This window comes from Yersinia alsatica (assembly GCF_025133195.1).
GTDB lineage: Bacteria > Pseudomonadota > Gammaproteobacteria > Enterobacterales > Enterobacteriaceae > Yersinia > Yersinia alsatica.
The window spans coordinates 2,535,261-2,548,032 of sequence record NZ_CP104006.1 but is presented as its reverse complement, the minus strand read 5'-3'; the positions used below and the strand labels follow the sequence as shown (position 1 = coordinate 2,548,032).

Sequence of the window (12,772 nt, the reverse complement as noted above, 5' to 3'; positions counted from 1 at the left end):
AGAAATAGCGGCCCATTCTACTCATTATGACCCCTAACGCCAAATTGCTGGTGGTACCAACGTGGCATTAATTGTTCCCGATAGCCATTAATTTGCCAACTATCGCTGTAAAAATACACACTTAGTTGTCCAGATACCGAGGTATCACGCCAAATAATGCTATTTTTTTGATAGCGCTGAATCACTTTTTTGGCAGGAAGATGCCATTGGTTATAGCGTGCAACAGAAGTCAGTGCCAACTCCGGCTTCACCGCCCGTAAGAAAGGCGCAGTTGAAGAGGTATTGCTCCCATGATGAGGAACCTGTATCAGTGTTGAGGCTAGCTTTGGACGAGAATATTTGACCAACTGCCGCTCCCCCTTCATTTCAAGGTCACCGGTCAGCAATAAGCGGTATTTGCCATCATCGATACGAATAACACACGAATCATCATTTTGAGCATTAACCACCTGTGCCTCAGGCCATAAAACCTCGAAATTCAAACCTTGCCACTGCCATTGCTCCCCTTGCTTACAGGGCAACACACTGACATCGCCCTCTAGAGGGAATGGCGCGCGAACCGTCGCCAGTGGAAAAGCAGCACGAAGTTCAGCTAATCCTCCAGTATGATCCAGATGATCATGACTAAGGATAATCTGCTCCACGGTAATGCCACGCCAGCGTAAATAAGGCAGGATAACCATTGAGGCCATGCTACCCGTTGCCCAGCGGTTACCTGTATCGAAGATAATGGCTTTTCGGTCGCGTTCAATTACCATCGCCAAACCATGACCGATATCCAACATATCAACACGCCAGCGGTATTCATCACGTCGTTGTGTGAGCAATATCAAATTAACGCAAAGAACTATGATTCCAATAGGGTAATTACGCCACCACTGGAAGCGCCAGACCAGCATGAGCAGCCAACCTCCGTATCCCAAAGCAATGGATGTCGTACCGACATATAGCCAACCAGTGCTCAAATAGTGAAGGGGCGAAAGCACTGCCGCTAGCGACATATCAGCCAATGACCAAAACACTGCGGCAATAGTAGGAAGTAGCGTAAAAATCAGCGCCAATAGAACACTTGGAACAGTCATGAAGGAAACAACAGGGACCGCCCATAAATTGGCTGGTATCGAAAATAAACTGATGCCATGGAATAGACCTATTTGCAATGGCATCAACAGCAGCATCATACCCAATTGCAAATGAAACCAACGGATTGGCCCTCCATACCTACTCGTTTTAAAACGCGATGAAAGTGGCATCCAGTAGAACCAACATATTAGGCTGAAGACTGCCAGACAAGAGAGCCAGAAACTGTCTGAAAGTACTGCGAGTGGGTCGCTGAGTAAAATTAGCGCCAATGCCCATAACCACACTTGCCAGGCACTACATGACACGCCAGCTAGTCGAAGCAATGACCATAGCGTTAATGCTATGGCAGCCCTGACCGCAGGTGGATTGGCCCCAGCCAACCAAACATAAATCATTGCCACCAGCCAGCCTATCAACAACGGAAACAGTGGCCGAATCCCGCTAACAGGAAGGAAAAGCTGCACACACCGGGCCAGAGCGCCGCCAAACAGTGCCGCCATTGCAATGTGCAAACCTGAAATTGCCATCAGATGTGCCGTGCCGGTGTCACGTAGAAGAGCCCAGAGCTGAGAGTCTAGTTGACGTCTTTCACCAAAAGCCAGCGCCAGCAATATTCCTCGTTGACTGTAGGGTTCAAGTTGCTGCTCAACAGCCCGGATAACCTGCTGGCGAGTATTACAGCGGGCATCAAGTACTTGAGCGTGAATGACTCGCCCTTGCAGCGGACGGTGATTGGCTATTGCCCAACGTTGGCTATCAAAACCCCCTTCATTGAGTAAACTGTGGACACCTCGCATCTTTAGGCGAAGTTTCCACTGCTGCCCCGCACAGTAGCTAAGATCCTTTTGCCACTTTAGCGCAACGCTAATCGGCGGGAAAACTCTCTGACCATTAACCTGTTGAATACCAAGCAGGACTTTGTTGTCATCCTTCCAGGCCAAATGTGAGCTATTGATTGTACCAACGACTTGCTGCTCCCCTTGAGTCAAAAGCTCAATCTGCATCAATGCTTTATCTCCATGCCAAACACCCCATGCAAAGCTAATCAGGGCCAATGTAAGACATTGGCAATAAGCATTACCACTCATCCATAACAAACCACCCAACACCAGAAATGCGCTTATGGCTGCCGCTCCAGGAAGCTGCGGCAGAAAAACCAGGGGCAGAAGGCCGGCAACAATAGCTATTGCGGCATGATCAATTGATAAAGTGATATTAATCCATCCATTCTATGACGCTCAGATAAGCTTATTGCCATCCGAACCTCTCTGGGTAAGACACGGATTCTCTATGGGAGTGGGCAATACAACCAGCATGAATAGTGAGTGTTCAGAGCAGGTTCGCGAACAGTTTTGCCTTGTTGCAAAAACAATCTTAGAAATGCGGGATGTATCTTAAATAAATGGGGTTTTACTCATGAAGGGAGAGCGTTTTGATGTAGCTAGATTTGATCTGGGTAGGTAGTCGAGGCGAAGAACAAAATAAAAACGGTGCCATTATAGGCACCGTTTCGTATTAGCGTTACACCTGAGTAATCTGAAGCATACGCCTCAAGTACTTTAGGTATATATAATAACGCGGAAAGTTGTAAACAACTTAACCGTAGATATTAGCGCGATCGCGCAATTCTTTACCTGGCTTAAAGTGTGGAACGTACTTACCGTCCAACTCAACTTTAGTGCCAGTCTTCGGATTGCGGCCAACACGCGGAGCACGGTAGTGAAGCGAAAAACTGCCAAATCCGCGGATCTCAATGCGCTCACCTTCAGCTAGTGTTCCAGCCATATGTTCAAGCATTTCTTTCACTGCATCCTCAACGACCTTCGCCGGTACGTGAGATTGCTGGCCAGCAAGTCTTTCAATAAGTTCAGACTTGGTCATATTACCTCCAAGCTTTGCAGCTAAACTACCGTATAGGGGCAGAAAGACCGCCCCCCGTTATTACTCGCCTTTTGCAGCTTTGAACGCTTCTGCCATTGCGCTAGAGAAGTTGCCTTCTTCTGGCTTGTTGTTAACTGTAGCAATAGCATCTTTCTCATCAGCTTCGTCTTTAGCACGAACAGACAGGCTGATTACGCGGTTTTTGCGGTCAACGCCAGTATATTTGGCTTCAACTTCATCACCGACGTTCAGAACCAGCGTCGCATCTTCAACGCGGTCGCGAGTTGCTTCGGAAGCACGCAGATAACCTTCTACGCCGCCTGCCAATTCAACTGTAGCACCTTTAGCGTCAACTGCAGTTACTTTACCAGTAACAATAGCACCTTTCTTGTTAACAGACAGGTAGTTATTGAACGGGTCTTCTGCCAGTTGTTTCACGCCCAAGGAGATACGCTCACGTTCTGCGTCAACTTGCAGAACCACAGCTGCGATTTCGTCGCCTTTCTTGTATTCACGAACTGCTTCTTCGCCTGCAACGTTCCAGGAGATGTCAGACAGGTGAACCAGGCCGTCGATGCCGCCGTCCAAGCCGATGAAGATACCGAAGTCAGTGATAGACTTGATTTTACCTTCAACGCGGTCGTTTTTGTTGTGGGTTTCTGCAAACAGCTGCCATGGGTTAGATTTGCACTGTTTCAGGCCCAGAGAAATACGACGACGTTCTTCATCGATGTCCAGAACCATAACTTCCACTACGTCGCCAACGTTAACAACTTTAGACGGGTGAATGTTTTTGTTGGTCCAATCCATTTCTGAAACGTGTACCAGACCTTCAACGCCTTCTTCGATTTCTACGAAGCAGCCGTAATCAGTCAGGTTGGTTACACGACCAGTCAGCTTAGTGCTTTCTGGGTAACGTTTAGCGATAGCAACCCATGGATCTTCGCCCAGCTGTTTCAAGCCAAGGGATACACGAGTACGTTCGCGGTCGAATTTCAGAACTTTAACAGTGATTTCGTCGCCCACATTGACGATTTCGCTTGGGTGTTTAACACGTTTCCAAGCCATGTCAGTAATGTGCAGCAAGCCATCAACGCCACCCAGATCAACGAATGCACCGTAGTCAGTCAGGTTCTTAACGATACCCTTAACTTCCATGCCTTCTTGCAGGTTTTCCAGCAATTGATCACGCTCAGCGCTGTTCTCGGATTCGATAACTGCACGACGAGAAACAACGACGTTGTTACGTTTCTGATCCAGCTTGATGACTTTGAACTCAAGCTCTTTGCCTTCCAGATGCAGAGTATCGCGAACTGGACGCACATCAACCAGTGAACCAGGTAAGAACGCACGGATGCCGTTCAGTTCGACTGTAAAGCCGCCCTTCACTTTGCCGTTGATCACACCAGTAACGGTTGCAGCTTCTTCGTAAGCCTTTTCCAGCATCAGCCATGCTTCGTGACGCTTAGCTTTCTCACGGGACAGCAGAGTTTCACCGAAGCCGTCTTCAACAGCGTCCAGAGCAACGTCAACTTCGTCACCAACTTGAATTTCCAGTTCGCCTTGCGCGTTCTTGAACTGTTCTGCTGGAATTGCTGACTCAGATTTCAGACCGGCGTCAACCAGTACGATATCTTTATCGATAGAAACAACAACACCACGGACGATAGAGCCCGGACGTGTTTCAATTGTTTTCAGGGATTCTTCAAAGAGTTGAGCAAAAGATTCTGTCATGTTAATAATCTTCAGGATTCTTAAGTTTAACGTCCATCTAGCATCCCGCCGGATGGGGTTGTTTCACATGCCTCGCCACACATCCTTGCAGCAAGGTTAAAGTGCTCATCAAAAATAATTTTAATTAAAAAATAAATCGTTGAGAGCTCAGAACTGACCGCATTGTCGTTATTTTTTTAACGGCAACGCTAGAATTCGTTGGGCATAAGCCAGCGCCTGTTCGATCACCTGCTCGATGGACATACTGGTTGAATCCAGTACCAACGCATCTGCGGCAGGGACTAAAGGTGCAATAGCCCGATTACGATCGCGGTCATCCCGCTCCTGTATCTCGGACAAAAGACGTTCAAAGTTAACATTAAACCCCTTTTCCTGCAACTGTAGCATGCGCCTGTGTGCACGTTCTTGCGAACTTGCATCCAGAAATATTTTCACTGGCGCATCAGGGAAGACTACAGTGCCCATATCGCGACCATCAGCAATCAGGCCTGGTGCTTCACGAAATGCCCTTTGTCGGCGTAACAATGCTTCACGCACTCGGGGGAAAGCCGCAGCCTGAGATGCCGTGTTGCCCACAGTTTCAGTGCGAATCTCATTGCTGACATCCTCACCTTCTAAAATCACTTTTAACTGCCCATTCTGTGAGACAAAACGAACATCGAGATGCGCGGCAAGTGGAACTAATGCCTCTTCGGTGCTGATATCAACCTGATGATGCAGTGCTGCCAAAGCTAAAACACGGTAAATCGCACCAGAATCCAGCAAATTCCAGCCCAGCGATTCAGCCAGTGCTTTACAAAGCGTACCTTTACCTGCACCACTCGGTCCATCAACGGTTATCACCGGGGCTGACGCCGTCATTTATCTCTCCTTTCGGTAGGCAAAACCTCTTGTCTACCCGATAGGGCAAACACAGGAGCAGTATTATACGCTGCATCGGTATGAACTGTTACCCTGCAGTGGTTTAGTTGCTGAAAATAAAACCATAGGCTGTGGCTGAAGTGTAGAAGATATGGGCAAGATAAGCCGATAATTATTTATTTCTAATCTATCTATCACCAAGATTTCACCGCCGATAGCCAATCATAACTCGCTCAGAAATCGCCTTTATGTCATAAAAAATGGGTACCCATTGGCACCCATTTACGCAGTTAAATTATGTCAATCTACCCTTGAAATTATTGGCTCAAGCGGGCCAGTTGTTCAAAGTAATCAGGGAAAGTCTTGGCGGTGCATTTAGGGTCCAGAATAGTGACCGGCGTATCGGACAGTGCCACCAGAGAGAAGCACATTGCCATGCGGTGGTCATTGTAAGTCCCTATTTCTGCGGCGATTAACTGTGCCGGAGGTACCACCCGAATATAATCCTGCCCCTCTTCCACTTCGGCTCCGACTTTTCTCAGTTCCGTCGCCATTGCAGATAAACGGTCAGTTTCTTTAACTCGCCAGTTATAAATATTACGAATCACCGTCGGGCCATCGGCAAATAATGCCGTCGTGGCAATGGTCATTGCCGCATCTGGGATGTGGTTCATATCCATATCGATACCATGCAATTCACCACGGCTGCATTCGATATAGTCATCACCCCAACTCACTTTCGCGCCCATTTTTTCCAACACATCGGCAAACTTAGTATCACCTTGCACGCTTTTCTTGCCGATACCCGTCACACGCACGGTGCCGCCTTTAATCGCCGCAGCTGCCAGGAAATAGGATGCCGATGACGCGTCGCCTTCAACCAGATACGTTCCCGGTGTGCGATAAGTCTGCCCACCTTTGATATGGAATACTTGGTAGTTTTCATGCACCACATCGACGCCAAAAGCCTTCATCAGATGCAGGGTAATATCGATATAAGGCTTGGAAACCAGCTCACCTTGAATCTGAATATCAGTATCTTGTTCAGCTAAAGGGGCCGTCATCAGTAATGCCGTCAGGAATTGGCTGGAAACACTGCCATCAACCGTTAGCTTACCGCCGCGAAAACCGCCACGTAAGCGCAATGGCGGGTAGTTTTCTTGCTCCAGATAATCAATCTGTGCACCGCCCTGGCGTAATGCATCCACTAAATGACCAATTGGCCGCTCTTTCATACGCGGTTCACCGGTCAGTACGATATCGCTATTCCCCAGACACAGTGCCGCCGCCAATGGGCGCATTGCTGTGCCGGCATTGCCTAAAAACAGCTCCAACGGCTGCTCGGCAACCAGTTTGCCGCCAAGGCCATCAACGTCACAGCGAGTACGATCAGCAGAAAGACGGAACTTTATCCCCAATGCCTGAAGCGCATTGAGCATATGACGGATATCATCACTGTCTAACAAATTGTTAAGCTGGGTAGTCCCCTCAGCCAGCGCTGCCAGAAGAAGTGCACGGTTAGAAACACTTTTAGAACCAGGTAAATTAACGGTGCCATTAATCAGGGCAATGGGTTGTAAAGTCAGGGATTCCAGCATGGGAAAAGCACTCTCCAGTCTTAATGAACCACAGCCCCGCACGGGGCTGTGGCTATCAATTAATAAATCACTAATGAATAAGTTACTAATGAATAATTACGATGCAAATAATGGCGATAAATGAATCTGTGCAGGTTTATACCCACACAGCGAAATCAACCATGGCGGCGTTCAAAATCAGCCATAAAATCGGTTAATGCTTTAACGCCTTCAATTGGCATAGCGTTATAAATTGAAGCCCGCATTCCCCCAGCGACCCGATGGCCTTTCAAGGCTTGTAGCCCTTGAGCTTCAGCTTCACTCAAGAACAGCTTGTCCAGCGAAGGATCTTTCATTTGGAACGGCACATTCATCCGAGAACGATTTGCGGTAGCAATCTGATTGCGGTAAAAACCAGTGCGGTCAATAGCGCTATACAGTAACTCAGCTTTGGCCTGATTACGTTTTGCCATTTCGCCCAAACCGCCCTGCTCTTTCAGCCATTTAAATACCAAGCCAGAGAGATACCAGGCGAAAGTTGGCGGAGTATTGAACATCGAATCGTTCTCTGCCAGAACTTTATAATCAAGGATTGACGGCAGTTCTTGGCGGGCTTTGCCGAGCAAATCGTCACGCACGATAACCACTGTTAGACCCGCTGGGCCGATATTCTTTTGGGCACCGGCATAAATGACACCATAGCGGCTGACATCAATCGGGCGAGAAAGGATAGATGAGGAGTAGTCTGCGACAACCACTTTGTTACCAAAATCAGGCTCTTCATCGATAGCAAGCCCATCAATGGTTTCGTTCGGGCAGTAATGCACATAGGCGGCATTATCACTCAATTTCCATTGTTTCATGGGCTGAATGCCAGTGACGCCATTCTCGTGAGTCGTCACATCAATGACATTCGGAGTGCAATATTTCTGTGCTTCTTTGACCGCACTGTGCGCCCAATAGCCGCCATCAATATAATCGGCACTGTTACTGTCACCGAGTAAATTCAGTGGAACCGCAGCAAACTGCGCGCGCGCGCCGCCGTGACAAAATAACACTTTATAATTGGCGGGGATCTGCATCAGATCGCGCAGATCTTTTTCAGCCTCTTCAGCTACCTGCATAAATTCTTTACTGCGGTGGCTGATTTCCATGACCGACGTACCCAGACCATGCCAGTTACGTAATTCCTGTTCCGCACGACGTAAAACTTCAACCGGTAGCATTGCTGGACCAGCACTAAAATTATAAACCTGTGTCATTTCCCCTCACCACACTCTACTGAGATTGCCATCGTTATAACCCATCACTCGGTTTTATCATCCGAGTCCGCCTGCTGCAACGGTTATTCACTGGCAAGGAGCAAACTCTCAACCTCGGCTACAGCAGGCTGTGCGTTAACTGGCTATTAATTTGAAATTATTCACCAAAAGTGGCCCCATACTATCGCTACGGCACGATAGATAACTCATTTTGCTCGTTGATGGTGCAAGGCCTCAACCCAGTGGTGATGACCGCAACGTTGGCAGGTAGCCCGTGAATCCGCTGATAACCTAATAATGAGGCTACATTGGCTACAGGCATATTCACCCTTTTTCTCGATGATACTCAATGGCTTGATGCAACATTTTGGCAGGACAGGCAGCCCAGGCTTAACCTGTTCATTAGTGAAGAAAAAGACGCTAATAGCCCCATTGACCTCTAAAATTGCCAGCCGTACCTGACCAAGGTGCTCCACACCTTGCTGACGCAACTCCATAAAGAACTCGTCATGGGTAATATTTTCCTGCTGCATAGTTTTCCAAACAAAGACACCGTCGCTGATAATAATCAGCGGCTTACCTTCCATCCATTGCTGTATTTTTTCGCTGCGCGACATCAGAAAAGTGGACAGACGGTACAAAATCATAATGCTGATAAATACCGTGACGACAGGCAGCATAGGGACATCTTCATAAAAGGTGACGTCACCCGCGGCAGAACCAAGTGTCAGAATGATCACCACTTCAAATAGCGACATCTGCCGCACACCTCGGCGACCACTCAGTTTGAGAAATAAAAAGACTAAAACAAAGGTAAATAAGCAGCGAATACCCACCTCTGCTAAAAATTCAATAGGAAACTTATCCAGAGCCATCCGGTTGAAATCAAAGGTTTTCATTTATTATTTTCCCGCAGTCTAAAAAAAACACAAATCCTTGCCTGATACCCATTAAAGGTAGCTGGCAGAAGGTATTAGCGTTTTTATTTCAGATTACAGGTAATAAAAAGACGGAGGCCGCAACCTCCGTTAAAGATTGGCTAAATCAATAGGTGTGGAAAAGTTTTTGAATTTCTTGCGGTTTTTGCGTTTGTGTCAGTGCCAATTGCAACAATACCCGCGCTTTTTGTGGATTTAGTGCGCCGGAAGCAACAAAACCATACTTGGTATCGTCAACTTCAGCATCTTCCGTAGTCGAGCCTGTGGGCACGCGAGATGAACGCACCACAGCAACACCGTTATGTGCCGCAGTTGCCAAGGTATCGAACACCGTATGATAAAGATTGCCATTGCCAACACCGGCACTAACAATTCCCTGATAACCGTCGCTAATCAAAGCCTTGGCGGGTAAATCAGAGGCATTGGCATAGTTATAGATAATGCCAACTTTCGGTAAGGTATTCAGCTTGCTGATATCGAAAGCAGGCTGTCTTGGTGCGGGCTGATGCAGATAATTAACTTTACCATCATAGATATAGCCCAATGGGCCAGTGTTCGGTGACTGGAAGGTTTGCACCGAGGTGGTATTGGTTTTCATGACATCACGGCCAGTCATTACCTGGTCATTCATGGCAACCAACACACCACGTTTAGCTGAATTGGCATCACTGGCAACCACTACCGCATTATAGAGATTCAGTGGGCCATCAGCACCCAAGGCGGTTGCCGGGCGCATCGCCCCAACCATCACCACGGGCTTATCACAATTGACAGTTAAATCGAGGAAATACGCCGTCTCTTCCAAGGTATCGGTACCGTGGGTAATCACGAAGCCGTCGGTTTTAGCGCAATCGGCATTGATTTTCTTCGCCAATTTCAGCCAAACCTCGTCATTCATATCTTGAGAGCCGATATTTACCACTTGCTCACCTTGAATATTGGCGAGTTTTTTCATTTCTGGCACCGCATTAACCAGGGCATCGACCCCAATTTTGCCCGCGGTATAGTTAGATTTGGTGGCTGAATCACCGCCACCAGCGATAGTTCCCCCGGTTGCCAACAAGGTTATATTGGGTAGAGCAAAGGCCGAACCGCTGATCCCTGCTAAGATTCCGGCTAAGACAGTTAGCTTTATAGACTTCATATTATGACTCCATTATTTATAAGCTAGTGAATTATCCGGAATATCCATACCAAAACTGTGACATTTGCTGTGCTTTAGGAATACGTGGAGCTATTAGCTAAAACCCCGTATGATTGCGCGTTTTTAGTACCGCCAAAAAGTGAAGACAATGACTCAAACCTTTATTCCCGGCAAAGACGCCGCGCTGGAAGACTCCATCTCCCGCTTTCAGCAAAAACTGAGCGACCTCGGTTTTAATATTGAAGAAGCCTCCTGGCTGAACCCAGTTCCTCACGTTTGGTCGGTACATATCCGCGATCGTGACTGCCCGCTGTGCTTTACCAATGGCAAAGGTGCCAGCAAGAAAGCAGCACTGGCTTCGGCCTTGGGTGAATATTTCGAGCGCTTATCCACCAACTATTTCTTTGCTGATTTCTATCTGGGTAAAGGCATTGCCGAGGGCGATTTCGTTCATTATCCGAACGAGAAATGGTTCCCAATTCCTGAGGATAACCTGTTGCCAGAGGGGATTTTGGATCAACGTCTGCTGGCGTTTTACGATCCAGAGCAAGAGTTACTGGCCAGTGATCTGGTGGATTTACAGTCAGGTAATGCCAAGCGGGGTATCTGCTCATTGCCTTTCACCCGCCAGTCAGATTTAGAAACTGTCTATATTCCAATGAATATTATTGGCAATTTGTATGTTTCTAATGGCATGTCTGCGGGGAACACCGCTAACGAAGCCCGCGTGCAAGCATTGTCAGAAGTGTTTGAACGTTCGGTGAAAAATCGCATTATTGCCGAGTCCATCAGCTTGCCAGAAATCCCGGCTGAAGTGCTCAATCGCTATCCGGGTGTGGTAGAGGCTATTGCCAAGCTGGAAGAAGAAGGTTTCCCAATTCTCTCTTACGATGCTTCTTTAGGCGGCGCTTATCCGGTTATTTGTGTGGTGCTGTTTAACCCATCAAATGGCACCTGTTTTGCTTCGTTCGGCGCGCATCCAGACTTTGGTGTGGCCCTTGAACGTACGGTGACTGAGTTATTGCAAGGCCGCAGCCTGAAAGATCTGGATGTGTTTACTGCACCGACTTTTGATGACGAAGAAGTGGCTGAGCATACCAATCTGGAAACGCACTTTATCGATTCAAGCGGTCTGATCAGTTGGGACATGTTTAAAGAAGATGCCGACTATCCATTTGTCGACTGGAGCTTTAAAGGCACCACAGAAGAAGAGTTCGCAACCTTGATGGCTATCTTCAAGCAAGAAGATGCCGAAGTGTATATTGCTGATTATGAACACTTAGGGGTTTATGCTTGCCGTATTCTGGTGCCAGGAATGTCAGATATCTATCCTGCCGAAGACCTGCTGATGGCCAACAACACCATGGGTGTGCATCTGCGTGACACCATTCTGGCGCTACCAGACACTGAGTGGCAACCAGAGCAATATCTGGAACTCATTCAGAAGTTGGATGACGACGGTCTGGATGATTTTGCCCGTGTGCGCGAGCTGCTCGGTATCGCCTCCGGTAAAGATAACGGCTGGTATACCCTGCGTGTCGGTGAACTGAAATCCATGCTGGCATTAGCCGGTGGTGATCTGGAGCAAGCGCTGATCTGGGTGGAATGGACACAAGATTTCAACTCTTCGGTCTTCACCGCAAAACAGGCAAATTATTACCGTTGCCTGCAAACCTTGCTGCTGCTGACCCAAGAGCCAGATCGCGAACCAATGCAATATCACAGTGCCTTTGTGAAAATGTATGGTCAGGAAGCGGTAGATGCGGCATCTGCAGCATTAGCTGGTGAAGAGCGCTTTAATGGCCTGTTCAGTGTGGATGAAGATTTGAAAGCTCTGCCAGCGCATCAGGCGCTGCTCGGTGCCTACGCCAAGTTACAAGCGGCTAAACGCCGTTATTGGACTAAAGGCGCATAAGCTCCATCAGGTAAAGCGGCAAATGTCGCTTTACCTCTTTTTATGTTTTAGTTTTTACGCCTTGATTCTGCCCTTCTATTTATTACTGCAATTATTCCTGACGAAAATAAATACAAATCACCAGAGACAATAATTGTTTTTGTCATAAAAAAACGTTATTTTCTGACGCCACTTCGGGTAAAAAACAGCACCTTTAAACAAACATTATTTGTTCACCAGATAAAATAGACAAAGAGGTGAATAAATAGTTAATTTTTAATGACGGTAAATAATAAAAATAGCTACAAACACTCTTTTTACTTAACGTTCTCAACGGCTTTAAAACAGGTCGCTCAAAATTTTTTGTAAATCTTAAAATATTTTTTCATATTAAAAAT

At 47.3% G+C, this 12,772-nt stretch carries 9 protein-coding genes; 1 reads left to right on the top strand and 8 read right to left on the bottom strand.

Going from position 1 to position 12,772, the window contains the following annotated elements; all coding sequences use genetic code 11:
- Positions 1 to 17: 17 nt before the first annotated feature.
- The 8 genes from N0H69_RS11230 to ansB form a co-directional block, all read right to left on the bottom strand.
- Positions 18 to 2,303 carry a ComEC family protein gene (locus N0H69_RS11230; RefSeq protein WP_050151057.1) on the bottom strand — a complete coding sequence of 762 codons (2,286 nt, stop codon included), beginning with the start codon at positions 2,301 to 2,303 and terminating at the stop codon, positions 18 to 20.
- A gap of 376 nt (positions 2,304 to 2,679) precedes the next feature.
- The gene (gene ihfB, locus N0H69_RS11225) at positions 2,680 to 2,964 is read right to left on the bottom strand and encodes an integration host factor subunit beta (RefSeq protein ID WP_004710022.1); all 285 of its coding nucleotides are present in this window, start codon (positions 2,962 to 2,964) and stop codon (positions 2,680 to 2,682) included.
- A gap of 60 nt (positions 2,965 to 3,024) precedes the next feature.
- Positions 3,025 to 4,698, bottom strand: a complete 1,674-nt coding sequence (rpsA, locus tag N0H69_RS11220; protein WP_004391091.1) for a 30S ribosomal protein S1 — start codon at positions 4,696 to 4,698, stop codon at positions 3,025 to 3,027.
- Positions 4,699 to 4,866: 168 nt separating this feature from the next.
- Positions 4,867 to 5,559, bottom strand: coding sequence for a (d)CMP kinase (cmk, locus tag N0H69_RS11215; protein ID WP_050106308.1), 693 nt, complete (start codon positions 5,557 to 5,559; stop codon positions 4,867 to 4,869).
- 317 nt (positions 5,560 to 5,876) lie between these two features.
- Complete coding sequence (gene aroA, locus N0H69_RS11210) at positions 5,877 to 7,157, bottom strand: 3-phosphoshikimate 1-carboxyvinyltransferase (RefSeq protein ID WP_050151056.1); 1,281 nt, start codon at positions 7,155 to 7,157, stop codon at positions 5,877 to 5,879.
- Positions 7,158 to 7,312: 155 nt separating this feature from the next.
- The gene (serC, locus tag N0H69_RS11205; RefSeq protein WP_050106306.1) at positions 7,313 to 8,398 is read right to left on the bottom strand and encodes a 3-phosphoserine/phosphohydroxythreonine transaminase; all 1,086 of its coding nucleotides are present in this window, start codon (positions 8,396 to 8,398) and stop codon (positions 7,313 to 7,315) included.
- 206 nt (positions 8,399 to 8,604) lie between these two features.
- Complete coding sequence (locus tag N0H69_RS11200; RefSeq protein WP_050151055.1) at positions 8,605 to 9,297, bottom strand: DUF421 domain-containing protein; 693 nt, start codon at positions 9,295 to 9,297, stop codon at positions 8,605 to 8,607.
- Positions 9,298 to 9,442: 145 nt separating this feature from the next.
- Positions 9,443 to 10,480, bottom strand: a complete 1,038-nt coding sequence (gene ansB, locus N0H69_RS11195; RefSeq protein ID WP_050106304.1) for an L-asparaginase 2 — start codon at positions 10,478 to 10,480, stop codon at positions 9,443 to 9,445.
- 148 nt (positions 10,481 to 10,628) lie between these two features.
- Here ansB and ycaO point away from each other — a divergent pair, with 148 nt between their 5' ends.
- Positions 10,629 to 12,395, top strand: coding sequence for a 30S ribosomal protein S12 methylthiotransferase accessory factor YcaO (ycaO, locus tag N0H69_RS11190; RefSeq protein WP_050120981.1), 1,767 nt, complete (start codon positions 10,629 to 10,631; stop codon positions 12,393 to 12,395).
- Positions 12,396 to 12,772: the final 377 nt, after the last annotated feature.

Bases quoted from the DNA above. Each gene is read 5' to 3' on its own strand.
- ihfB (WP_004710022.1), bottom strand. From the start codon at position 2,964: ATGACCAAGTCTGAACTTATTGAAAGACTTGCTGGCCAGCAATCTCAC.
- serC (WP_050106306.1), bottom strand. From the start codon at position 8,398: ATGACACAGGTTTATAATTTTAGTGCTGGTCCAGCAATGCTACCGGTT.
- cmk (WP_050106308.1), bottom strand. From the start codon at position 5,559: ATGACGGCGTCAGCCCCGGTGATAACCGTTGATGGACCGAGTGGTGCA.
- ansB (WP_050106304.1), bottom strand. From the start codon at position 10,480: ATGAAGTCTATAAAGCTAACTGTCTTAGCCGGAATCTTAGCAGGGATC.
- ycaO (WP_050120981.1), top strand. From the start codon at position 10,629: ATGACTCAAACCTTTATTCCCGGCAAAGACGCCGCGCTGGAAGACTCC.
- rpsA (WP_004391091.1), bottom strand. From the start codon at position 4,698: ATGACAGAATCTTTTGCTCAACTCTTTGAAGAATCCCTGAAAACAATT.
- aroA (WP_050151056.1), bottom strand. From the start codon at position 7,157: ATGCTGGAATCCCTGACTTTACAACCCATTGCCCTGATTAATGGCACC.
- N0H69_RS11200 (WP_050151055.1), bottom strand. From the start codon at position 9,297: ATGAAAACCTTTGATTTCAACCGGATGGCTCTGGATAAGTTTCCTATT.